We start from the raw sequence: 22,697 nt of genomic DNA, 5'->3' as shown, positions 1-22,697 counted from the left end.
TCACTCTTTGTTTCGCGCTAACTTACAATCTGTTTGACCGGAGCTGGTTCTTGGGCCGCATATTCGTCATCGTCGGCGGGCTTCTCGTGCTGCTGTTGACGGCAGCACTTGTCGTGCCGCCTTTTGTTGACTGGAGCGGCTATCGTGCCGATTTCGAGCGCGAGGCGAGCCGTGTTCTGGGGCGCCCTGTCAAGGTCGCTGGTGACGTCAACGCCCGATTTTTGCCGTTTCCCTCTGTCGCTTTCTCCGATGTGCGCGTCGGGGCCGATGCTGCTCATCCGGTGATGACCGTCGATACGTTTTCGATGGATGCTGAACTGATGCCGTTTCTGCGCGGCCAACTTCTGATTTTCGATATGCGCGTGGATCGCCCGCGAGCCACGATTTCCCTGGACAAAAGCGGCAAGGTCGATTGGGCGATCCGCCCGTCGACACCGCTCGATCCGACGAAAATCAAGCTGGAGCGGCTTTCCGTTAGTGACGGAACAATTACCCTTCGCGAAGAGGCAAGCGGCCGCAGTCATACAGCTACCGGACTCAATGCCGTGATCTCCGCAAACAGTCTTGCAGGTCCGTGGCAGGCAAACGGAAGTCTCGTTCTTCAGGGCGAAAAGCTGGCGATCGACCTTACAAGCGGCGAGGCGAAGCCGGACGGTTCGCTGCGCGTACGCGCTCGCATTTCGCCGGAGGCAATCCCGGCTACTTTCGAGACCGATGGCGATGTGACCGTGACCGAAGGTCGGCTCGACTACGCCGGTGATTTTTCGCTCCGCTCTTCCGATATGGTTGCCAAGACGGCTAAGGATCAGAAGACACCGACGATAACGCCTTTTTTCAGTGGTGTACGCGTAACCGGTAAATTCAAGGCGGATCGCAGTCGCTTCGATGCCAGCGAATTCCGGATGGAGCAGGGGCCTGCCGACAATCCTTATGTGGTGAATGGCAAGGCATTCATTGATTATGGCGCCAAGCCGCGTTTCGAGGTCAGCGCCGACGGACAGCAGCTTTTCTGGGGCCCGAATGAAGCCGCCAGCGAAGAACAATCCGGTTCTGCCGTGCCGGTTACTGATCGTATTGCGATAGCGCGCCGCGTTCTCGAACAACTTCCCATTCCCACCATACCCGGCAATGTGGATTTGCGCCTTCCTGCCGTCATCGCGGGCGGCACAACGATACGCTCGGTCACAGTGAGCGCGGAACCTGACGGAAAGAACTGGAATATTCGTCAGTTCGCTGCTGATCTTCCGGGGCGAACCAAGGTGGAAGCCAAGGGTACGCTCTCGGTTGGCAAGGATTTCGGCTTCAAGGGGGATATGCTCGTTGCCTCGCGTCAGCCGTCCGGTCTCGCAAGCTGGCTGAACGAGACCGTTGACGATTCCGTGCGCAAGCTCGAAGGCGCGGGTTTTTCAGGACAGGTCGATCTTCGCGACGGAATGCAGCGGATCAACAATCTCGAAATTGCGTTGGGGAAAACCACACTCAAAGGTTCGTTTGTTCGCGAAGTAAAGGGTCTGGCACAGCCTGCAATTACGCTCGCCCTCAATGGTGGAGCGGTGGAAAGCGAAGTGCTGCAAGCTTTTACAGCCTTTTTTTCCAGTGGTGACGGGCTGGATTTTCTCGATGGCCAATCGCTGAACCTGGCATTCAAGGCAGGGCCTGTCCGCTATCAGGACATGGAAGCGGCCAATGTCGACATGGCGCTCCGGCTGCATGACGGGCGCTTCGATTTCGACCGGCTGCTGGTTGGCGATGTAGCGGGCACGACGCTTACTGCAACAGGCACCTACGAACCCTTCTCCAATACGCCTTCCGGCTCGCTCGATGCGACGATACTGTCTGGAGATCTTTCGCGTTTCCTCTCGCTGATGGCCAACCGCTATCCCCAGCTACCGCTGTTTCATGCGCTTTCGTTGCGCGCGGCAAATTTCCCTGGGCTGTTCGAGGATAGCGAGATCAATGTCATCGCCAATGCGGTGGCGCCGTCCGTGCCAGTGGCGGACAAGACACCTGCTAAAGGCGCGGCATCCAAGGGTAAGAGTGCCCGGCCTGCTGAGGCGAACACCAAAAGCGCTCCCGGTGTCGGGGAGTTTTCGTTCAGTGTTACCGGAAAAACAGGCGGCATGAAGCTGGACCTGTCGGGCACGGCGAGCGGTGGCGAGGGTGAGAGCGAGCCGTTGCAGATGCAATTGAACGGCACTGCTACATCGGATCAAGGTGAAGTGGTACTTGCGTTGATCGGTATGCCCGCCTTGCCCTTGGGGCTGGCTGGTGAACTTACCGCCGACCTGAGCATGCAGGGCGCGCCGAGTGCAGGTATGCGGACATTACTCAAACTGGCGGCGCCTGACGGGACGGCCACAACTGATGGCGTGATTTCGCTGGTCGGAGGGGATATCGCTGCCAGTGGCAAGGCCCAGCTGAGTTCCGCCGATCTGCAACCATTCATCGCAACGGTCGGTTTCGCGCTGCCCGGATTTGGTGAAGGTCTTTCAGCAGACCTTACCAGCGATTTTCAGTTCGCAAAGGGTATCTTGCGGTTTCCCAATCTGACAGGAAAGCTGGATGGCGAAGATGTTTCCGCGCGGCTGGAGGCCAATTTTGCCGATAGCGGCCTGCCGCAGTTGAAGGGTGAGGCAAAGCTCGCGACGCTCGAGGTTGATAGTCTTGCTGCTATCATGCTTGGGCAGGATGCATTTGAGCCGGCAAAGCCCACCGCGAAGACAATCTGGCCACGTGGTGCATTCGCGGTCCGTCCGTCCCTGCCGTTATTGCTGGATATGAAGCTCAACGTGGCGCAAGCTCATATGGAAGGGTTCGGGACCGCTACGGAGTTTTCAACACGGCTTCTGAAGACCATGGATAGTCTTCAGTTGAACGAATTGACCGGCAACTGGGCAGGTGGATATCTGGTTGGAAATGTTTCTCTGAGCAATAGCGACAAGAATGCACTCCTCTCGACAGAGCTCAAATGGAGTGGCGCAAAGCTCAAGGATTTTTACCAGCTAGAGAACGGTTCTGCACCGCTGGGCGGTGTGGTGAAAGCTGCCGTCAATCTGAATGGTAGCGGCGAGAGCGTTGCGGCGCTGGTCGGATCGCTGGCGGGAGCGGCAAGTTTTGACGTGGAGAATTTCACCGTCGACGGTCTGGATGGGGCGGCATTGCCTGCAATGATAGCGGCGGCCGATGCAACGGGCGATCAGTTCTCCGGTTCCGACAAGCTTGCTTCCAAGCAATTTGTCGGCATTGCCGACAAGGCAGCCGGGCAGGGCACATTTGCGCCAGGCAACACGCGGTTTGACTTTACGATCAGCGGCGGTGTCGCGCGTATGGCTGCGGCAAATCTGAGCGATGGAAATGCGGCTCTTCTCAGCGATCTGCAATTCGATCTGTCGACACTGGGAATTGGCGGAAACGGTACTTTGACGTTCCAGAACGGGGATGGCGCCGATACAGGTATTTCTCCGCAGGTGGCCTTTTCTCTCGGCGGAAGTTATAGCGCGCCGGAGGTGTCATTCGACAAGCAGCCGCTCGTTCAGTTTCTGACCCAGCGTGCGCTTGAACGCGAACAGGAACGTGTTGAATCCATGCAGGCGAGTTTGATGGAGAAGCAGCGCCTTCGTCGTCAGCTTGGGCTGTTCGAAGCAGATGAAGTGGAACGTGATCGTTCGCAGCGTGAGGACGAGGTGAGACGTCGTGCCGAAGCCAGTGCGCGCGAAGCGGCTCGGAAAACCGCCGCGGAAGCTCAACGGCTTGAGGCTGAGAAGCCGCAAGGCGGACCGGCGGGTGGATCGAAAGATCCTCTGGCATCGCCGGAAGGTGGTCAATCCCTCAACGAATTCCTGAAAAGTCTGGAAACGACGCCTGTGGTGCCTGTACCTCAGCCTTGAGTTACTCTGGATTTGAGCCAATCCAGAACATGAAGTCTAAGTGCGGAAGACAGATTGATTGATCTGTCACGCTTGCTGTCGACTTCTGCGATCAGGGCCGCTACGGAAAGCTCCCGTGTGGCCGCAATTTCCTCAACCAGTTCGAAAAACGGGTCTTCAAGCGTATAGCTGGTTGCGTGCCCGCGAATACTGACGGAATGTTTGCGTAAACGTCCTGACGAGTTCACTTTGTCTCGTCCGGCTTATCGTTTTTTTCCAGACGGTTCTGATCCAGAAAACGTTCCGCTTTTGTCGTCTCCGTGCGAGCGAAAGCTTTTTCGGTCTTCGTACGACCGAATTGAATGCGGTTCTGGTCAGCCTGCTTTTCTTTTTCAGCGCGGGCTTTCTGCTTTTTGAACTGTCTGAGATTGACGATATCGCTCATGGAACCACGCGGAAATGTTGAAGGCTCCTGAAAAATTACCGCGTTTCGGCCCTGTCTCGCAAGCTCGTAATAGGCTGGTTCTACTTCTGTGGATCTTTGGGGTTGGTGAACCACCAGATGGCCAAGGACGCCAGAATAAGAAGTATAAGCCCAACTGTCATCTGCAGAAGCGGAAAGTTGGGTTCGTCTTTTGCCACGAAGAAAGCCGCGACAATGCCGCTTACCCACAATACTGCCTGAGCAATTGCACGAATCATCGAACTCAATCCTGAACTGGTTGCCGTCAGAACAGAGTATAAAGCGCCGGTTTGCTTTTCACCATTGATCACGATCAACAGTGAAACGGAACTGTCCAATCAAACAAACGGGTTTCTGGCCCATTATTCACATGAGGATGGTGTGTGCGGAATTACTTTTTCCGGAAAGCATCCAGTGAAACAACATCGGCAGAAGGTTTGGCTTCCTTGTCGGTGCCATCATCTGGATTGTTGTCTTTGGCCGCAGCGGCTTCTTTTTCGGCTGCAGTCTTGCGCGACTTCGATTTAGGCTTTTCTGCCTTCTCGACCGGTGCTTCCGTGGGGAGGATTTCGATAGGGGCTACATTGCCGCCTTCGTCATTGTCGCTTTCTGGCTGTGCGATCGCGACATCGAATTCGAGTTCGAAATTGACCGAAGGGTCGTAGAAACCACGGACGGCAGAAAAAGGTACAGTCAGCTTTTCAGGAATGTCACCGAAAGACAGACCGACTTCGAACAACTGATCCGTAACGAGCATGTCCCAGAACTGATGCTGTAAAACGATTGTCATCTGCTCGGGATATTTCTCCTTCAGGCGCGAGGAAATTCGCACACCGGGCGCTCCAGTCAGGAACGTGATGAAGAAATGATGGTTGCCTGGCAAGCCAGCCTTGGCCACTTCCGCAAGAACCTTGCGAATGACGCCGCGTAGGGCTTCCTGAGCGAGAATATCGTAACGGATTAGGTCCTGTACCATGGTTTGCTTATCCCACGGATTCGGAGGTCGATGTCAAGTTCGTTCTCGCCGGAACGGATGATATATGATCTGAAAAAGCAATAGGGCGACGCCTGTGGCGGAAAGATGTGCAATTTTTGAACGCAATAGGGTGCGCTTGCCTCTATCGACTTCCGAAGGCCATCAGGAACGTGCGTACTCCGTTGACGGCGCTCTTTTCGATGATTGCATCGTCCACACCCTGACCGGTTAGCATATGGTAGTGCGTGTCGGCATTGATAAGCGCCATGAAATGGCGTGCGGCAAGGTCCGGATCGTCGACGCGCAGATGACCATCCATGGCGAGGCGCGCCAGACGGGCTGCTATGGCCGGGATGGCTTGTGCCGGGCCTTTGGTGCTGCAAATATTGGCTGCAAGCGGCAGGTTGGTCTCATTGGTCTGCATTACCTTGCGCAGAAACGCACCGGACGAATCGTATATGCAATTCCGGCTCATACGGATCGAGAAAGCCACCAGATCATGCTCCAGATTTTCGCCAGTCTGGGGGAAAGTGGCCAGAACTGCGAACAGGCTCGCGTTCATACGTGCAAGCGCATCCTCGACGACGGCAGCAAGCAAAGCTTCCTTATCGCGATAGTGATTATAGATGGTTTGACGTGACACGCCCGCTTCGTTGGCAATGAGGTCTATGCTCGCGCCTTGAAATCCGTCGCGATTGAAAACACGCGCAGCAGAGCACAAAATGAAGTCGCGCTTCATGCACTGTCCGGGCTTTATTACCGCGGAATTCAGGCCCTTTTCGGATGCAGCACGCTTCTCGGGCAGGGCGGCCATGTCGATAATGTCAGTAGGCTTCATGACTCCAACATAAGATAGCTTGACGTTTTGGACAATGGTGTCTAATTTGACATCAGTGTCAAATCTGTTTTGACCATGCGTATAGAATGCCTTTCGCTACAGAGTTTTCAAGTGTCGACCGTAATGGAAAACAGGTCGATATCGTTAAGATGGAACGAAAACCGGTAGCGAATACAAATATTTATCTGTCCTGTACCGGTTTTGCGAGCCCGACGGCGCCATCCTCCCAAGCAAAACCGGAGATCCGAAATCGGTGCGGGAACCTCACGAAACATTGATGAAAGCGCGTCCCCCATGGCTTCCAGTCTTGTGCGCAATGCCATTGTTCTTGGCCTTCTTTCCGCCATTGGCCCATTTGCGATCGATATGTATCTGCCAGCTCTGCCCACCATTGCCGCCGATTTGCACGCGGAAACTGGTGCGGTGCAGATGAGCCTTCTGGCCTTTTTCATTGCTCTCGCGGTTGCGCAGCTTTTCTGCGGGCCGCTGTCCGATATGGTCGGGCGTAAACTTCCGCTCTATGGCGGTCTGGTCTTGTTCGGTATCGGCAGCATTGGCTCCGCCGTCGCGACCGATATAGATGTGCTCGTGCTTTTCCGCTTCGTTCAGGGGCTGGGTGCCGCAGCTGGTATGGTCATCCCGCGCGCCGTCGTGCGAGACCTTCACACAGGTATCGAGGCAGCGCGTCTGATGTCGCTTCTGATGCTGGTTTTCTCCATTTCGCCGATTCTGGCGCCGCTGACCGGTTCCGTCATCATCAGCTTCTTTGGCTGGCGTGGTGTTTTCTGGGCGGTTCTGGTCGCTGCCGTTATTGGTATCATTCTGGTGGCCACTGCACAGAAAGAGACGCGGACAGCAGAGGCCCGGCTTGAAAGCAATCTGGGCAGCGCCTTGCGCGGCTACGGTCGTCTGCTTAAGGATCGCTATTTCCTCGGACTGGTCTTTGTTGGCGGCTTTGGCATCGCGTCCTTTTTCGTCTATCTCGCCAACTCGTCCTTCGTGCTTATCGACCATTACGGCCTGACGCCGACGCAATATGCCATCGCGTTTTCGGCCAATGCAGTATCGTTCTTTGGCGTTTCGCAGTTGAACGGCTGGTTGGGGGCACGCTTCGGGCTTCGCCGTGTCATGCGATTCGCCGTTTCCGGATTTGCAGCGGCAATGCTCGCCATGTTCGCCGCCGCACTCATGGGGCATCAGTCGCTCTGGTTGATCGCAGGCTTCCTGTTCGTTGGCTATGGTTTCCTTGGCCTTGTCATCCCGACAACGGCGGTGCTGGCTCTGGAAGACCACGGCGAGATTGCAGGAACTGCTTCTGCGCTGATGGGTACGCTGCATTTCGTGATTGGCGGCGTTGCCATTGGTGTGACAGGCTCGTTCTTTGACGGAACGGCTGTGCCGATGGTCGGCGGAATTGCCGGTTGTGCGCTCACAGCCTTCGTGCTGACGCAGATCGTTCTTTCGCGCAAGGCAAGTGAACTCGATACGGAAGCCGCCGCTGCATAAGCAATGTGAAAGGGAAAGTGGAGGCTTCTGTTGCCAGGTGCCTCCGAACCCCGCCTTAAGGGGCTAACCCTAAGGACTTTAGAGTGGGTTTCCCGCACCGCCATTAGGCAGCGAGAGCATAACCCTGAGCTTTGTTGTCATTTGCAACTACTCAATTGACCCGATAACGGTGGTATCATGCCGAGTAAAAGAGCGATCTTTACACCCTTGTCGATCCTGTTTCGCCCCCGCCACAATACAAACCGATAGGCTGATTTGTATTCTGGTGGAGGCGCCGGGTACCGCCCCCGGGTCCAATGGGTTTATTACACCGTCCATTTATCACCATAGTCAGCTTGCGCCGACACGCCGTATATAGGCGCGGTTGATCATGATTGGAAGAGGGTGCGTAGTTTTTAACGGGTTTTGCCAATAGGCTCCCGACAACCAGCCCTTGTGTTCATTTTTCATTGACAGCCTGCATTTGCTGGTCAATCCTCGCAACATATCGGGGTCGGCAAGTAAATTCTTATATAGCCGGATTCCGTGGCTGAAACGGGGTGCTGATACCCCATTCGAAGGAGAGTGGATATATGAGTGAATATCTCGCGGATGTCCGTCGCTACGATGCCGGTGCCGATGAAGCTGTAGTCGACAAGATCGTCAAGCATCTGGGTATTGCGCTGCGCAATCGCGATTCCTCGCTCGTTTCGGCAACGGACCCGGAAGAATTGAAGCGCGTCCGCACCAATTGGGTTGCCAAGAAACTCGGCGTTGATGACGAAGCTAAGGGTGACGAAGTCGTCGCGCATGTTGCGGAAGTCATGAAGGGTGATCGCAACAAGAATCGCGTTACCTTCTATTATCTGGTCGCCAAGCAGCTCGGAAAACTCGGCGGCCTTTGATCCACAGCGATCTGGTGAATCCGAAGCCCCGGTGCCTTACACCGGGGTTTTTCTTTATAGTGGCTTAAACGAATCGGATTCTGGATCATCCCCCATGCGCACCTATCTCGATCTTCTTCAACATGTGCTGGATAACGGCACCGACCGTGGTGACCGCACGGGTACAGGTACGCGATCGGTTTTCGGACATCAGATGCGCTTCAATCTCGAAGAGGGGTTTCCGGTTCTCACGACCAAGAAGCTGCATCTTCGCTCGATCATCCATGAGCTGCTCTGGTTTCTGAAAGGTGATACGAATATCGCCTATCTGAAGGAAAATGGCGTCTCGATCTGGGATGAATGGGCAGACGAGAATGGCGACTTGGGCCCGGTTTATGGTTATCAGTGGCGCTCCTGGCCAGCGCCGGATGGTCGTCATATCGATCAGATCGCGAATCTTCTCAAGATGCTGCATGGAAATCCCAATTCGCGGCGACTGATTGTATCGGCATGGAACCCGGCGCTGGTCGATGAAATGGCTTTGCCGCCATGCCACTGTCTTTTCCAGTTCTATGTCGCCGATGGAAAACTCTCCTGCCAGCTTTATCAACGCTCTGCGGACATATTTCTGGGCGTGCCGTTCAATATCGCTTCCTATGCGTTGTTGACGATGATGATCGCGCAGGTTGCCGGTCTGAAACCGGGAGAGTTCATCCATACGCTCGGGGATGCGCATATTTACGCCAATCATTTCGATCAGGCGCGCCTGCAGCTTACCCGAATACCAAAGAAATTGCCGACAATGTGGATCAATCCGGATGTGAAGGACCTCTTTGCCTTTCGTTTCGAGGACTTCCAGCTTGAGGGCTACGAGGCCGATCCGACGATCAAAGCGCCGATTGCTGTTTGAGGCATTCCATGTCCGTACAAGAACCGATTGTTTCGATCATTGTTGCTGCCGCCGAAAACGGCGTCATTGGGCGCGACAATGATATGCCGTGGCGGCTTTCAACCGATCTCAAACGCTTCAAGGCCCTGACGCTCGGCAAGCCGGTTATCATGGGGCGGCGGACTTGGGAATCTATTGGGCGCCCCTTGCCGGGACGGCCCAATATTGTCGTGACGAGGGACAACGGATTTCAGGCTGAAGGTGCAAGTGCTATCGGTTCTCTCGAAGAGGCAATTGCGCTCGGACAAAAACTGGCCGCTGACCTGGGTGTCGGAGAGGTTTGCGTCATAGGCGGCGGGAAAATTTATGCGCAGGCTTTGCCTCTCGCGGACCATATTCACCTGACCCGCGTGCTGGCCGAGATCGATGGAGATACGCATTTTCCAGAAATCGACCTCCAAATCTGGCGCGTCGTTTCGCAGGAGGATGTGCCCGCTGGTGACAAGGATAGTCACCCAACGCGCTATTTTGTGTACGAAAAACGTGCTGTGTAAAGCATAGTTCACGAATTTTGTCGTCTTCGCGTTGAAAGCGGACCTCCCGATGCCTATAAAACGGAAACATTAGTTGATGACGGGAGTGGGCAGCTCGCTTTCCCGTCGCCTGGACGAGAGGTGAGGATGCCCTGGAGTAATCAGAATGGTGGCGGCGGCCCATGGGGTGGCGGCGGCGATAATAACAATAACAACAATAACAACAATAATGGCGGTCCTTGGGGACAAGGGCCAAAGGCCCCACGTGGCGGCGGCCAGAACACACCACCTGATCTCGAAGATATTCTGCGCAAAGGACAAGATCGTCTGAAGCAGGTCTTCCCCGGTGGTGGTGGCAAGGGCGGCAGCAATCGCGGCGTTCTTTTCCTTATTGGCGCGGCAGTTGTCGGCTTCTGGCTCTTCCAGTCCGTCTATACCGTGCAGCCGGACGAACTCGCTGTTGAATTGCGCTTCGGCAAGCCGAAGGAAGAAGTGTCCGAACCGGGACTGCATTTCCATTGGTGGCCGATTGAAACCTATGAAAAGGCGCAGATCGTCGAAAAGCAGATCAATATCGGTGGGCAGGGCAACCGAAGTGCGACGCAGGGCCTGATGCTGACGGGCGACCAGAACATCGTCAACGTTCAGTTCTCGGTTTTGTATCGCGTTTCCGATCCGCAGGCCTATCTGTTTAACGTCGATAATCCGGATGCGATGGTGCAGCAGGTTTCTGAAAGCGCGATCCGCGAAATCGTTGGCCGTCGACCGGCTCAGGACGTTTTCCGCGACAACCGTTCGGCAATCGCATCCAGTGTTCGCGATATTGTTCAGCAGACGCTCGATACCTACAAAACGGGTATCCAGATCAATGCCGTTTCCATCGAAGATGCAGCACCGCCGCGTGAAGTGGCTGATGCCTTCGATGAAGTGCAGCGTGCCGAACAGGACGAAGACCGTTTCGTGGAAGAATCGAACCAGTATTCGAACCAGAAGCTCGGTCAGGCTCGTGGTGAAGCAGCCCAGCTTCGCGAAGAAGCAGCCGCTTACAAGAACCGTGTCGTTCAGGACGCGGAAGGTGAGGCGCAGCGTTTCAGCTCCGTTCTGGGTGAATACCAGAAGGCGCCGGAAGTAACGCGTAACCGTCTGTTCCTCGAAACCATGGAACAGGTGCTGAAGAGCACCAAGAAAGTCATTGTCGAACCTGGAAAGGATGTCGTGCCTTATCTGCCGCTGAACGAACTCATGCGCCAGCAGCCACGCCCAGGCGTGAATGCGACCACGACGACCCCGAGCGGAGGTAACCAGTAATGGCTCAGAACAGGCTCCCAATCATTGGCGGCATTATCGCCGTCATCGCTTTCCTGATCTACTCCGCCACGTTCATCGTATCCGAGCGTCAGCAGGCTATCGTGCTTCGCTTCGGTCAGATCGTTGATGTGAAGACGGAACCGGGCATCTACTTCAAACTACCTTTTGGCTTCCTTGATGCAGATACTGTGCAGTTGATCGATGATCGCCTGCTGCGCTTCGATCTGGACGATATCCGCGTTCAGGTTTCGGGCGGCAAGTTCTATGACGTCGACGCGTTCCTCGTTTATCGCATTACCGATGCGCGCAAGTTCCGTGAAACCGTTTCGGGCAGCACGCTGCTTGCCGAGCAGCGTCTTCGTACTCGTCTTGATGCTGCATTGCGTAGCGTCTACGGCCAGCGCGGATTCGAAGCGGCACTTTCGGAAGAGCGTGGCGACATGATGCGCGAAGTGCGTGACCAGCTTCGTCCCGATGCGACGTCGCTTGGCTTGACCATCGCCGATGTGCGTATCCGTCGTACCGATCTGACGGCTGAAGTTTCGCAGCAGACCTATGACCGCATGAAGGCAGAGCGTCTTGCCGAAGCAGAGCGCCTGCGTGCCCGTGGCCGTGAAGCTGCCCAGCGCATCCGCGCTGTCGCGGATCGTCAGGTCGTCGAAACGATTGCAGAAGCGCGCAAGGAATCGGAAATCCTTCGTGGTGAAGGCGATGCGCAGCGCAGTGAGATATTCGCAGGCTCTGCAGGCAAGGACCCTGGCTTCTTCGCCTTCTACCGCTCGATGTCTGCTTATCGTGAAGCCCTTGAGACCCCGGATACAACGCTGGTTCTCTCGCCGGACTCGGAGTTCTTCAAGTTCTTCCGCGATGCTGGCGGCAAGCTGGCAACGCCTGCCCAGTAACAACCGGGTCAAACGCTCATGAGCGATTTTCTAGCCGCCGTAGGTCTTCTCTTCGTTCTCGAAGGGCTGCTCTACGGCGGCTTTCCTTCCTTGGCGAAGAAGCTTGCTCGTGAAGCGAGTGAGACGCCGGAGAACATGTTGCGCATTGCCGGGATTGCAGCGCTCGCAATCGGCGTCGGCATTGTCTGGCTTGTCAGGGGATAAGCCGCTTTCCTTCCGTTATTTATTGTCTGTAGTCTATGCGGGGCCGTAAACAGGCCGTATTTTGCAGCGATCAAGCCTTAGTACATCTATCGCTAATCAAACGACTGCAAGCAGACAGGAACGGAGCAGGGCTTCATGGTAATTGCACCAAAGGCGGGATTTGCTCGCACCCTTTTCGCAACCGTGGCATTGGGGGCGATGACCGTCGCTGGCACTCTTTCGGTAGGAACACCTCCGGCAATCGCGGCTCAGGGGCCGGCTTCTGTTGCCGATTTGGCCGAAGGGCTGCTGGATGCAGTGGTGAACATCTCGACCTCACAGACCGTCAAGGAAGATGGCGAAGGTGACGGTGCGGTTCCGATGCCGCAGGTGCCGGAAGGCTCTCCGTTCCAGGAATATTTCAAGGACTTCTTCGGTGACAAGGGCGGCGCGCAAGGCGATGAATCACGCAAGGTCCAGTCGCTGGGTTCCGGCTTCGTCATCGATGCCGAAAAGGGCTTCATCGTCACGAACAATCACGTCATCGCCGATGCGGATGAGATCGAAGTCAATTTCAACGATGGGTCCAAGCTGAAAGCGGAACTGGTCGGAAAAGACATCAAGACCGATCTGGCGATCCTCAAGGTTGATCCGTCCAAGCATAAGCTGAAGGCCGTAGAGTTCGGTAATTCGGAAAAGGCGCGTATCGGCGACTGGGTCCTTGCGATTGGCAATCCCTTCGGTCTTGGTGGAACGGTGACTGCGGGCATTATTTCGGCCCGCAAGCGAGATATCAATTCCGGTCCCTATGATGACTTCATCCAGACCGATGCGGCCATCAACCGTGGCAATTCCGGTGGGCCGCTGTTCGATATGGATGGCAAGGTGATCGGTATCAACACTGCAATCATCTCGCCCTCGGGCGGCTCTATCGGTATCGGCTTTGCCATCCCTGCGGAAATGGCTGTGGGTGTTATCGACCAGCTCAAGGAGTTCGGTGAAGTTCGCCGTGGCTGGCTTGGTGTACGTATCCAGCCTGTTACCGAGGATATCGCTCAGAGCCTTGGACTGAAGGAAGCCAAGGGCGCGCTGATTGCCGGGCTGATCGAAAATTCCGGTGTCGACAACAAGGCCATTGAAGCCGGAGATGTCGTGATCCGCTACGAAGGCAAGCCGGTCGATACCGCCCGCGATCTGCCGCGACTGGTTGCAGAAACCCCGGTTGGCAAGGAAGTCGAGATTGTCGTGGTTCGTCAGGGTGAGGAAAAGACGGTGAAGGTCAAGCTCGGACGTCTGGTCGAGGATGACAAGAGCACCGAAGCTGCGACGGAAGATCAGGCTCCGCTGCCCGAGGGCGAGGGCGGTGATGAAGGTGCGGAAACGCCGGATACGTCAAAAAAAGAACAGAAGAGTGACGCTGCCCCGAGCGTTCTTGGAATGAAGCTCAGCGAGCTGAATGACGATGTTCGCGGAGAATTTGGCATTGCCGAAGATGTAGAAGGCGTTGCTGTTCTTTACGTCTCTCCTGGTTCAGCTGCTGGCGAGAAGCGTATCGAAACCGGCGATGTTATCGTCGATATCGGGCAGGTGAACGTGAAGACGCCGGAAGACGTGAAGAAGCGCATTGACGCACTGCGCCGAGAAGGACGCAAGAATGCACTTATGATGCTGGCTTCTCGTTCGGGGGAACTGCGTTTCGTGACTGTCCGGATCAATTGATCCTCAATTGAATGTACTGCTGAAGCGGCATTGCAGGGAAATCTGCAATGCCGTTTTGTTTTGCGGTTTGAGCCACTTGGCGCCAGAACCGTACAAAGAGATTCGAGCACTCCCTTATTTGTCGTTCGAAATGGCAGAGCCTTCTGTTTCATTCGCCTCCGGTATGCTATGGACCGGCGCCATTCGGAGTAGGGTGAGTTGGAAACAGTCGATATTGTGGTCATAGGCGCTGGCGCGGCAGGCATGATGTGTGCCATCGAGGCGGCCAAACGCGGGCGTTCCGTGCTGGTCGTGGATCACGCAAAGGCAGCCGGTGAGAAAATCCGCATATCGGGCGGTGGTCGCTGCAATTTCACCAATCTTCATGCAAGTCCGAAAAATTATCTCTCGCAGAACCCGCATTTTTGTATCTCTGCTATGAGCCGCTACACGCAGCGCGACTTCATTGCGCTCGTGGAACGTCATCGTATCGCCTATCACGAGAAGACACTCGGGCAGCTCTTCTGTGATGGCTCGGCGTTGCAGATAATTGAAATGTTGCTGGGGGAAATGAAGCGCCATGGCGCGCGACTAAAGCTTGGTTGCAGTGTCAGTTCGGTCGAAAAATCCGCACATGGTTTTACGCTTCAGCTAACGGATGGACCGGTTCGCTGTCGATCACTGGTCGTGGCCTGTGGCGGGAAATCTATCCCGAAGATGGGAGCTACAAGCTTCGGCTACGATATCGCGACACAATTTGGATTGCGGATTGTCGAAACCCGCCCGGCACTGGTGCCGCTGACATTTGAACCCAACACGCTGGAACGGCTGAAGCCGCTGGCCGGTGTTGCCGTCGATGCCGTTGTCTCCTGTGGCAAAACGAAATTTGCCGAAGCGATGCTTTTTACACATCGCGGTATCAGTGGCCCTTCGATCCTGCAGATTTCTTCCTACTGGCGTGAAGGAGATGAAATCCGCCTTGCGATGCTACCGGAGACGGACATTTTCGAAGCCCTGCGTGAGCAGCGCAAACAGAACGGCAAGCAGGCATTGCAGACCGCACTGGCGCTTTATCTTCCGAGAAAACTTGCGCAGACCATAGCCGAGGAAATTGGTGTGACCGGTCATCTGGCGGATATGTCCGACAAGATGTTCCGCCGTGTCGAGGCCGTGATAAACGACTGGCGCATCAAGCCCGCCGGTTCGGAAGGCTATCGTACGGCGGAGGTTACGCTTGGAGGGGTCGATACGCGCGATCTCGACTCCAAGACCATGGAAGCCAAATCCGTTCCCGGCCTGTTTTTCATCGGCGAAGTCGTCGATGTTACCGGCTGGCTCGGCGGCTATAATTTCCAGTGGGCATGGTCTTCGGGCTGGGTGGCCGGTCAGGCTGCTTGAATGCGGTAGACCGAATGAAGCTTCAAATGCGGAGTTTCATCCGGCACGCGGGGATGGTCGAAATCGCTCGACGGGTCGCCGGTCATGCCGATGCGGCGCATGACGGCTGTAGACCGCTCATTATTATGGACAGCGAAGGAAACCACTTCGGTGAGGCCAAGGGTGCCGAAAGCGTATTCGATCAGCGCTTTGCCTGCTTCGGTCACATAGCCTTTGCCCCAAAAGGGAGGGGCCAGCCGCCAGCCGATTTCAACGGTGCCATCCGGTAAATAAGGTTCAAGGTCAGTGCGGGCGAGACCGGCGAAACCGATGCACTGACCTTCTTCTTTTTCTTCCAGCGCATAGAAACCGAGACCCGTTTCAGAAATCATCTTCCGGAGGTGGTCGAACAGTTCATCCGATTGCGAGCGATTTCTGCGAAAGGGAAAGAAACGCATGACTTCTTCATCGGAATTGATGACATGGAAAAGGTTGCGGTCGCGATCTTCCCAGTTCCGGATGATGAGGCGTGGCGTTTCCAGAATGATCATTGAACGAAATCCGTCTTTCGATAGCCCTGAATATAGAGGAGGGCGGTCAGGTCGCCATGGTCAACCCGCATTCTGGCCTGCGCAGCTACGGTCGGCTTTGCGTGGAGTGCGACGCCGGTGCCTGCAAGCTGAATCATGCCGAGATCGTTCGCCCCGTCACCTACTGCGATTGCATCATCTGGTGTGAGGCCAAGACGTTCGGCGATTTCCTCGAGTTTCTCGACCTTGGCTTCCCGGCCGAGAATTGGTTCTGTGACCAGCCCGGTCAGATGCAAGCCATCGTCGATCAGCCTGTTCGCACGATCTTCGTTGAAGCCGATCATTTCGGCGATACGCTGGGTGAATGAGGTGAAACCGCCGGACACAAGCGCCGTGTAGGCGCCATGTTTACGCATGGTGCGCACGAGTTCCGGGCCGCCGGGCATCAGTGTAATGCGGGTTGAAATGACCTTGTCGATTACGTTGAGCGGCAGACCTTTCAACAAGGCGACCCGCTCGCGCAAGGCTGGTTCGAAAGCGATCTCGCCGTTCATGGCGCGCGCGGTGATTGCAGCCACATGCTCGCGCAGCCCGGCTTCCTCTGCCAGTTCATCGATGCACTCCTGCTGGATCATCGTGGAATCCATGTCGGCAATCAGAATTTTCTTGCGTCGGTGCTCCTGTTCCTGCACCACCACGTCGACCGGCGCGCCATCAAGCGAATGGCGCAGCAGGGTTTCGGCTTCGTCACTGCTGATCCCCGATGGAAGCGCAATGTCGCAGGCAATGTTGTCGGCCAGCCAATAGAGTCCAGTTGCATTCACTGCCGCTGAGGCTTTAATCCCAAGCGCTGATGCAAGCGAGGCCTTGGCCGGATTGGCAATCAAAGTGGCGACGAGAGAAACCTGTTGGGACATGGAGAGCAATTCCGACGATGAATGAGGGTGCGATCACGAATGCAATCCTGATAGCTGGCCCGACGGCCAGCGGCAAGTCGGCACTTGCCATTCGCATGGCTCATGAGACCGGCGGTTTCATCGTGAACACTGATTCCATGCAGGTTTACGATGTTCTTGACCTTCTGACTGCGCGGCCGAACAAAGCGGATCTCGCTGCGGCAGAACATCATCTCTATGGACACGTCGCGCCATCGACGTCCTATTCGACCGGACGATGGCTGGATAATGTAGCTGACCTGCTAACGCAACCTGCCATGAAGCACAGGACCCCGATCTTCGTTGGCGGGACGGGGCTTTATTTCAGAGCGCTTCTCGGTGGACTGTCGCAGATGCCAGAGGTGCCGGGTGATGTTCGCGCCTATTGGCGAGGACGTATGGAGACGGACGGTCCGGAACTTCTTCACCGGCTTCTGAGCGAACGTGACCCGGAGATGGCCGCAACCCTTCAACCTTTCGACAGCCAGCGCATCGTTCGGGCGCTGGAGGTTTTTGAAGGCACTGGAAAGTCGCTTCTTGTATGGCAACAGACGAAGGGACAGGCACTGGTAGACGATGATAGCGCCCGCAAGATCGTCTTGCTGCCGGACCGGACATGGCTTTCAGAGCGTATTGCCCGGCGGTTTGCCCTGATGTGGGACAATGGTGCGATTGACGAAGTGAAGGCATTGCTGGTGCTTGATCTCGACCCGGCATTGCCGGCAATGAAGGCCATCGGTGTGCGTGAAATCACGGCATTTTTGCAAGGCTCGATGTCGCGGGAAGAAGCCATTGAACGTTCGGTTATCGCCACTCGGCAATATGCAAAGCGTCAGTCGACCTGGTTTCGAAATCAGCTTGATGATCGCTGGTGCACGCACGCAAATTCCGATGATGCCTTCGCTCAATTAACGACAACGAAATAACTCGCTGGCACTCTCTGAAACAGGAGAGGTGGGCGCGGGCTATGCGGTTTCATAAATCGGAACGGGCATTTTTTATTCTGATTGTTTTGATGTTCGGTATCGGGCTGTTGCTTTATCAAGCTCGTGTCGACATCGGACAATTGCAGACATTGCCTCTTGATGCGAACGCCTATGAGCTGGTTTCGAGACTCGACCAACTGAACCACGTCACAATCTGGGTGCTGATTGCGACAATCGCTTGCGGGTTGTTCCTGATCTATCCCCAAATTCGCACCGATGCGCTGGACCACGGCAAACTGCAGGTCATCACGCAGGATCTTTCCGAACGGTCGCAGACCCTCGAACATGCCGCGCTGACGGACAGCCTGACCGGTATGCAGAACCGGCGCTATTTCGACGAGGCGCTAAAGGAATATCTGGTCCAGTTCGACCGTATACAGCGGCCTGTCGGACTGATGATTATCGATCTCGATCACTTTAAGGCCGTGAACGATACCTACGGACATGACATTGGCGATGTCGTGCTGCAGGAGGTGGCGCGGTGTCTCAAGGACTATACACGGTATCATGATGTTGTCGCCCGGCTTGGTGGCGAGGAGTTCGCAGTCCTTGCGCCGAACATGGACGCGGAATTGATGATCAAGCTTGCTAATCGTATTCGCAAGGCCATATCGACGCTCGAAATCGATCTTGGCGATGAAAAGCTTGGCGTTACCGTCAGTATCGGTCTTGCGATATGGGATCGGCGCGAGACCTCGAAAGATCTCTATCGTCGCGCTGACAAGATGCTCTATGCCGCGAAGAATATGGGCCGTAACCGCGTCTGCGCCTAGCTTCAGGCTGATAGGACTTTCGGATTCGCTACACTATCTAGCGCTCGCGATCCTTGCGAAAGCTGCGCACCAGTTCGCCCATCTTCTCAATACTCTGTTTTGTGTCGAGACTGAGTGATGTTTGTGGCCTCGGCGAAGAAGATGAGCGATGGTAAGCTTCGTCGGTAGGCGCTTGGTCACGGCGACTGGTGGAGACTGGGCTGCCCCACAGATTATCCTCGTCTCCGAGTTGGTCCACCGGTTCCGTCTGTGAACTGTTCTCAAAAGCACGTAATTTTTCAACGATACGGTCGAGGGATATCTTTTCGTCGTTGCGCCAGCTGGAAAGAGCGCTCTCGCTTTTGCTGCGTCCGGGAAGCTGATGAGGTGGGATGGTTTCGAATGTGAGACGCATCGGTGTTGAGAACGCTTCGCCGAAGGCTATCGCTTCGCGGTTGGCGATGGATGACAGGAAGCCTGCCATGCTCTGTGCGCCGCCGCGAATGGCACCTTTGATGATTTCCTGATCACGTTCATTACCGAGCCGCATCGCAAAAATCGAATTGCACTGTGAGAGGATCGTTGGATCAAGCTCGCCGGGGCGCTGGCTTATAACTCCGAGATAGGAACCGTATTTTCGACCTTCTTTGGCAATTCGGGATATTGCCTGCCTTGTCGGCCAGAACCCGGCGTCGCGGTCGGTTGGAATATAGCGGTGGGCTTCCTCGCAGATTACCAGTGTCTGTAGGCTGCCCTCACTTGAAAGGGCGATATCGAATGCCAGTCTGCACAAGATGGAAGCAACAGCGTTGACAACCTCGGATGGTAAGCCTGCAAGCTGGAATGTGCAGATGGGTTTTCCGTTCAGCGGGATGCGAAAAATCCGGCCAATGGCCTGTCGCATTGTTTCCGAGCCGCCAGTTACAGCGAACATGAAACGGAAGCGGGGATCGGCAGAGATCGATTCAAGCCGAGCTTTGAGGCTGCGCAGATAGGGACGTTCCGCCTTGCTGTCGAGGAGACCCATACGCTCATCGATGAGGGCTATCAGGTCAAGCAGACGGTAGGCGATGGGAGTGTCGGCGCTGACGCTCTGGCGGTCGGCAAGCTGCCGTCGCAATGTTTTCGCGGCTGACAGTTCTGTGCCCTGCATTTTTTCGCGGGCTAGCTGAACCAGATCACGCAATATATCGAGTTCCATCGGGTCCGGCGCGCGCCCGCGAAAGATCACATCTGCAAATTCATCCAGCCGCAGCATCCAGAATGGCAGTTCGATATTCGTCTGATCGACCGCCACGGCCAGATCGGGAAATGCGCTCGCGAACTCATTGTGTGGATCAAGAATGAGCACACGCAGATTGGGCTTTTCGGCGACGATCCGGCGTAGCAGCAGGATGACTGCGCTCGATTTGCCGACGCCCGTTGTGCCGACGATAGCGAAATGTCGGGAGATAAGATCATCGACCGATATGTAAGCCGGAACGGTTGCGTCCTGCGTGAGTGTACCGATTGAAACGCTGCTGTGACCTGTTTGCGCATAAATGGCAGCAAGGTCGGTGGCGCGGATACGGTGAGCAATAGCGCCGGGATGGGGAAACTGCGAAATACCGCCGTTGAAAGTGGTCTGCCCGGTCGGTTGCACGCGAACTTCACCCAGAAACTCGACATGGACATGGAGCGTGTTGTCACCGCCGCGTATCCAGACATCACCGGGAACAAGCACGTTGCGGATGAGTCCCACGACGCGATTGTCGCCTGCCTGAATGGATATAAGCTGGCCTACGGCCCAATAATCGTCAGATGCTGCCGAAGAGGGGCCTGATAGCGCTGAGACGATGGCACTCTCGCCATCGCATTGGATGACATAGCCTTCCGTGCGATTGCGCTGCACATATTCGCTCTGTTCTCGCGCGTTGGAACTGTCCCCGATTTCGCTCATGCTGCCCACTCCGCCCCAACTTTCAACAGGAGGTTTCGCGTCAGGATAAGAATCTTCCGTTGAAATAAAGTTATCGTTTGGGGCGGGTGAGCCTAAGAAAATATCGCGGGCGATGTATTTATGCGTTGACGACGCCAAATCCGGCTATTAGTGTCCGCCACCATGAACACGATTATTATTCTTGTGGTACGGGCGCGCATGGGCAGGATGGTGTAACCATCCGGCGAAAGCTCCCATGCGCGAAAGACAGGCTCCCTCGGGGGCCTTTTTTATTATCCAAATCAGAAATGAAATGCAGACGACGGGAAGAGAACAATGACTGCAGGTAAACGTGAGGCGGACGCAAACGCCGCAGAAACGCAGGAAGCAAGCAATCCACGCGAAATGACCGGCGCAGAAATGGTCATTCAGGCTTTGATCGATCAGGGTGTGGAGAGCATCTTCGGTTATCCCGGCGGCGCTGTGCTTCCGATCTATGACGAACTGTTCCAGCAGGACAAGGTTCAGCACGTTCTGGTCCGACACGAGCAGGGCGCAGGACACGCTGCGGAAGGCTACGCGCGTTCGACCGGCAAAGTTGGTGTGATGCTTGTTACCTCCGGTCCGGGTGCGACCAATGCCGTTACGCCGCTGCAGGATGCCCTGATGGACTCCATTCCGCTGGTTTGCATTTCCGGTCAGGTTCCGACAACGCTGATCGGCTCCGATGCGTTTCAGGAATGCGATACGATCGGTATCACGCGCCCCTGCACCAAGCACAACTGGCTGGTGAAGGACGTCAACGATCTGGCACGCATCCTGCACGAAGCCTTTCATGTCGCTTCCACCGGTCGTCCCGGTCCCGTTGTGGTCGACATTCCTAAGGATATCCAGTTCGCCAAGGGTATTTACACGCCGCCGGAAACCGCGCCGCGCACCAGCTACCGTCCGGTTCTCGACGGCAAGGCGCAGGCAATTTCGGACGCCGTTCGTCTGCTCGTCAATGCAAAGAAGCCCGTCATCTATTCTGGCGGCGGTGTGATCAATTCCGGCCCGGCAGCTTCCCGTCTGCTGCGCGAGCTGGTTGAGATCAGCAATTTCCCGATCACATCCACGCTGATGGGGCTGGGCGCCTATCCGGCCTCCGGCAAGAACTGGCTCGGCATGCTCGGTATGCATGGCACTTACGAAGCCAACATGACCATGCATGACTGCGATGTCATGCTGTGCGTCGGTGCCCGTTTCGATGACCGTATTACCGGACGTCTGAACGCATTTTCTCCGAACTCGAAGAAAATTCATATCGATATCGACCCATCCTCCATCAACAAAAGCGTTCGCGTTGATGTTCCGATCATCGGCGATGTTGCGCATGTTCTGGAAGATATTGTTCGGCAGTTCCGTGCCTCTGACAAGAAGCCGGAAAAGCAGGCAATCGGTGCCTGGTGGGAACAGATCGATCGCTGGCGTGCCCGCAATTCACTCGCCTATGCGCCGAACAAGGACGTCATCATGCCGCAGTATGCAATTCAGCGGCTTTATGAACTGACCAAGGATCGGAAGACTTACATCACCACGGAAGTTGGTCAGCACCAGATGTGGGCTGCGCAATTCTATGGCTTCGAGGAACCGAACCGCTGGCTGACCTCTGGTGGCCTCGGCACCATGGGTTACGGACTGCCGGCAGCGCTCGGAGTACAGATCGCACACCCTGATGCACTGGTTATCGATATCGCGGGCGATGCCTCGATCCAGATGTGCATTCAGGAAATGTCGGCTGCCATCCAGCACAATGCGCCAATCAAGATATTCATCCTGAATAACCAGTATATGGGCATGGTGCGCCAGTGGCAGCAGCTCCTGCATGGCAATCGCCTGTCGCACTCATATACCGAGGCGATGCCGGATTTCGTGAAGCTGGCTGAAGCCTATGGCGCACATGGTATCCGTTGTGACAAGCCGGGCAACCTCGATGCCGCCATTCAGGAAATGATCGACATCGACAAGCCGGTTATTTTCGATTGCCGCGTGGCAAATCTCGCCAACTGCTTCCCAATGATCCCATCGGGTAAGGCGCATAACGAAATGTTGTTGCCGGATGAAGCAACGGATGAAGCTGTCGCCAACGCCATCGATGCCAAGGGCCGCGCGCTCGTCTGATCCGGAGGAAAGAA

Annotated in this window: 20 protein-coding genes and 1 other RNA gene; 13 read left to right on the top strand and 8 right to left on the bottom strand. The window is 55.7% G+C overall.

The window, feature by feature from the left end; genetic code table 11:
* The first annotated feature begins 50 nt into the window (after positions 1-50).
* A complete protein-coding gene (locus tag AC1RHM_RS03380; protein WP_492332480.1) occupies positions 51-3,887 on the top strand; it encodes an AsmA family protein in 3,837 nt (1,278 codons plus the stop codon).
* Here AC1RHM_RS03380 and AC1RHM_RS03375 read toward each other — a convergent pair.
* The 4 genes from AC1RHM_RS03375 to AC1RHM_RS03360 all read right to left on the bottom strand — a co-directional run bounded on the left by AC1RHM_RS03375 (position 3,878) and on the right by AC1RHM_RS03360 (position 6,143).
* A complete protein-coding gene (locus AC1RHM_RS03375; protein WP_010659754.1) occupies positions 3,878-4,114 on the bottom strand; it encodes a ribbon-helix-helix domain-containing protein in 237 nt (78 codons plus the stop codon). The two genes, AC1RHM_RS03380 and AC1RHM_RS03375, sit on opposite strands and share 10 nt — an antisense overlap.
* Entirely contained in the window at positions 4,111-4,311 is a 201-nt protein-coding gene (locus AC1RHM_RS03370; RefSeq protein ID WP_010659755.1) for a DUF4169 family protein, read from the bottom strand. The genes AC1RHM_RS03375 and AC1RHM_RS03370 overlap by 4 nt, the downstream gene beginning before the upstream one ends.
* A 409-nt stretch (positions 4,312-4,720) precedes the next feature.
* Positions 4,721-5,305: an SspB family protein gene (locus AC1RHM_RS03365; protein ID WP_010659757.1), complete on the bottom strand. Its 585-nt coding sequence runs from the start codon at positions 5,303-5,305 to the stop codon at positions 4,721-4,723.
* A 142-nt stretch (positions 5,306-5,447) separates the two neighbouring features.
* A complete protein-coding gene (locus tag AC1RHM_RS03360; protein WP_029376072.1) occupies positions 5,448-6,143 on the bottom strand; it encodes a TetR/AcrR family transcriptional regulator in 696 nt (231 codons plus the stop codon).
* 294 nt (positions 6,144-6,437) lie between these two features.
* On the opposite strand from AC1RHM_RS03360, the gene AC1RHM_RS03355 reads away from it, so the two are divergent.
* Complete coding sequence (locus AC1RHM_RS03355; RefSeq protein ID WP_010659759.1) at positions 6,438-7,649, top strand: multidrug effflux MFS transporter; 1,212 nt, start codon at positions 6,438-6,440, stop codon at positions 7,647-7,649.
* 16 nt (positions 7,650-7,665) lie between these two features.
* Here AC1RHM_RS03355 and ssrA read toward each other — a convergent pair.
* Positions 7,666-8,033: a transfer-messenger RNA gene (gene ssrA / locus AC1RHM_RS03350) on the bottom strand.
* Between the two features lie 188 nt (positions 8,034-8,221).
* Here ssrA and AC1RHM_RS03345 point away from each other — a divergent pair.
* From AC1RHM_RS03345 to AC1RHM_RS03310, 8 genes are all read left to right on the top strand, one after another.
* Complete coding sequence (locus tag AC1RHM_RS03345) at positions 8,222-8,533, top strand: DUF2853 family protein (RefSeq protein WP_010659760.1); 312 nt, start codon at positions 8,222-8,224, stop codon at positions 8,531-8,533.
* A 94-nt stretch (positions 8,534-8,627) separates the two neighbouring features.
* Positions 8,628-9,422: a thymidylate synthase gene (locus tag AC1RHM_RS03340; RefSeq protein ID WP_010659761.1), complete on the top strand. Its 795-nt coding sequence runs from the start codon at positions 8,628-8,630 to the stop codon at positions 9,420-9,422.
* A gap of 8 nt (positions 9,423-9,430) precedes the next feature.
* The gene (locus tag AC1RHM_RS03335; RefSeq protein ID WP_010659762.1) at positions 9,431-9,955 is read left to right on the top strand and encodes a dihydrofolate reductase; all 525 of its coding nucleotides are present in this window, start codon (positions 9,431-9,433) and stop codon (positions 9,953-9,955) included.
* 126 nt (positions 9,956-10,081) lie between these two features.
* Positions 10,082-11,242, top strand: coding sequence for an FtsH protease activity modulator HflK (gene hflK / locus AC1RHM_RS03330; RefSeq protein WP_010659763.1), 1,161 nt, complete (start codon positions 10,082-10,084; stop codon positions 11,240-11,242).
* A complete protein-coding gene (gene hflC, locus AC1RHM_RS03325; RefSeq protein ID WP_010659764.1) occupies positions 11,242-12,144 on the top strand; it encodes a protease modulator HflC in 903 nt (300 codons plus the stop codon). The genes hflK and hflC overlap by 1 nt, the downstream gene beginning before the upstream one ends.
* 18 nt (positions 12,145-12,162) lie before the next feature.
* Positions 12,163-12,348 (top strand): DUF2065 domain-containing protein, encoded by a 186-nt coding sequence (locus tag AC1RHM_RS03320; protein ID WP_006467185.1) that lies wholly within the window; start codon positions 12,163-12,165, stop codon positions 12,346-12,348.
* Between the two features lie 135 nt (positions 12,349-12,483).
* Positions 12,484-14,046 (top strand): Do family serine endopeptidase, encoded by a 1,563-nt coding sequence (locus tag AC1RHM_RS03315; RefSeq protein ID WP_010659765.1) that lies wholly within the window; start codon positions 12,484-12,486, stop codon positions 14,044-14,046.
* Between the two features lie 198 nt (positions 14,047-14,244).
* Positions 14,245-15,423, top strand: coding sequence for a BaiN/RdsA family NAD(P)/FAD-dependent oxidoreductase (locus AC1RHM_RS03310; RefSeq protein WP_010659766.1), 1,179 nt, complete (start codon positions 14,245-14,247; stop codon positions 15,421-15,423).
* Here the strand turns inward: AC1RHM_RS03310 and AC1RHM_RS03305 are convergent.
* Complete coding sequence (locus tag AC1RHM_RS03305) at positions 15,411-15,953, bottom strand: GNAT family N-acetyltransferase (RefSeq protein WP_010659767.1); 543 nt, start codon at positions 15,951-15,953, stop codon at positions 15,411-15,413. The two genes, AC1RHM_RS03310 and AC1RHM_RS03305, sit on opposite strands and share 13 nt — an antisense overlap.
* The gene (serB, locus tag AC1RHM_RS03300; protein ID WP_010659768.1) at positions 15,950-16,849 is read right to left on the bottom strand and encodes a phosphoserine phosphatase SerB; all 900 of its coding nucleotides are present in this window, start codon (positions 16,847-16,849) and stop codon (positions 15,950-15,952) included. Before serB ends, AC1RHM_RS03305 begins: the two co-directional genes overlap by 4 nt.
* A 17-nt stretch (positions 16,850-16,866) precedes the next feature.
* Between serB and miaA the strand changes: the two genes are divergently transcribed.
* Both miaA and AC1RHM_RS03290 read left to right on the top strand, forming a co-directional pair.
* The gene (gene miaA, locus AC1RHM_RS03295) at positions 16,867-17,793 is read left to right on the top strand and encodes a tRNA (adenosine(37)-N6)-dimethylallyltransferase MiaA (RefSeq protein WP_010659769.1); all 927 of its coding nucleotides are present in this window, start codon (positions 16,867-16,869) and stop codon (positions 17,791-17,793) included.
* A gap of 41 nt (positions 17,794-17,834) precedes the next feature.
* The gene (locus AC1RHM_RS03290) at positions 17,835-18,626 is read left to right on the top strand and encodes a GGDEF domain-containing protein (RefSeq protein ID WP_010659770.1); all 792 of its coding nucleotides are present in this window, start codon (positions 17,835-17,837) and stop codon (positions 18,624-18,626) included.
* A 37-nt stretch (positions 18,627-18,663) separates the two neighbouring features.
* Here the strand turns inward: AC1RHM_RS03290 and AC1RHM_RS03285 are convergent, their stop codons facing one another.
* Positions 18,664-20,544 (bottom strand): ATP-binding protein, encoded by a 1,881-nt coding sequence (locus tag AC1RHM_RS03285; RefSeq protein ID WP_151576243.1) that lies wholly within the window; start codon positions 20,542-20,544, stop codon positions 18,664-18,666.
* 315 nt (positions 20,545-20,859) lie between these two features.
* Between AC1RHM_RS03285 and AC1RHM_RS03280 the strand changes: the two genes are divergently transcribed.
* Positions 20,860-22,683, top strand: coding sequence for an acetolactate synthase 3 large subunit (locus AC1RHM_RS03280; protein WP_012091798.1), 1,824 nt, complete (start codon positions 20,860-20,862; stop codon positions 22,681-22,683).
* Positions 22,684-22,697 lie beyond the last annotated feature (14 nt).

This window comes from Brucella sp. GW823-FHT04E01 (assembly GCF_058796175.1).
The sequence above is the reverse complement of the archived record's forward strand: the minus strand, read 5'-3'. Positions and strand labels throughout refer to the sequence as shown.

Coding starts and splice junctions, on each gene's coding strand:
- AC1RHM_RS03370 (WP_010659755.1), bottom strand. CDS start 4,311: ATGAGCGATATCGTCAATCTCAGACAGTTCAAAAAGCAGAAAGCCCGC.
- AC1RHM_RS03365 (WP_010659757.1), bottom strand. CDS start 5,305: ATGGTACAGGACCTAATCCGTTACGATATTCTCGCTCAGGAAGCCCTA.
- AC1RHM_RS03360 (WP_029376072.1), bottom strand. CDS start 6,143: ATGAAGCCTACTGACATTATCGACATGGCCGCCCTGCCCGAGAAGCGT.
- AC1RHM_RS03355 (WP_010659759.1), top strand. CDS start 6,438: ATGGCTTCCAGTCTTGTGCGCAATGCCATTGTTCTTGGCCTTCTTTCC.
- AC1RHM_RS03345 (WP_010659760.1), top strand. CDS start 8,222: ATGAGTGAATATCTCGCGGATGTCCGTCGCTACGATGCCGGTGCCGAT.
- AC1RHM_RS03340 (WP_010659761.1), top strand. CDS start 8,628: ATGCGCACCTATCTCGATCTTCTTCAACATGTGCTGGATAACGGCACC.
- AC1RHM_RS03335 (WP_010659762.1), top strand. CDS start 9,431: ATGTCCGTACAAGAACCGATTGTTTCGATCATTGTTGCTGCCGCCGAA.
- hflK (WP_010659763.1), top strand. CDS start 10,082: ATGCCCTGGAGTAATCAGAATGGTGGCGGCGGCCCATGGGGTGGCGGC.
- hflC (WP_010659764.1), top strand. CDS start 11,242: ATGGCTCAGAACAGGCTCCCAATCATTGGCGGCATTATCGCCGTCATC.
- AC1RHM_RS03320 (WP_006467185.1), top strand. CDS start 12,163: ATGAGCGATTTTCTAGCCGCCGTAGGTCTTCTCTTCGTTCTCGAAGGG.
- AC1RHM_RS03315 (WP_010659765.1), top strand. CDS start 12,484: ATGGTAATTGCACCAAAGGCGGGATTTGCTCGCACCCTTTTCGCAACC.
- AC1RHM_RS03305 (WP_010659767.1), bottom strand. CDS start 15,953: ATGATCATTCTGGAAACGCCACGCCTCATCATCCGGAACTGGGAAGAT.
- serB (WP_010659768.1), bottom strand. CDS start 16,849: ATGTCCCAACAGGTTTCTCTCGTCGCCACTTTGATTGCCAATCCGGCC.
- miaA (WP_010659769.1), top strand. CDS start 16,867: ATGAATGAGGGTGCGATCACGAATGCAATCCTGATAGCTGGCCCGACG.
- AC1RHM_RS03290 (WP_010659770.1), top strand. CDS start 17,835: ATGCGGTTTCATAAATCGGAACGGGCATTTTTTATTCTGATTGTTTTG.
- AC1RHM_RS03285 (WP_151576243.1), bottom strand. CDS start 20,544: ATGAGCGAAATCGGGGACAGTTCCAACGCGCGAGAACAGAGCGAATAT.
- AC1RHM_RS03280 (WP_012091798.1), top strand. CDS start 20,860: ATGACTGCAGGTAAACGTGAGGCGGACGCAAACGCCGCAGAAACGCAG.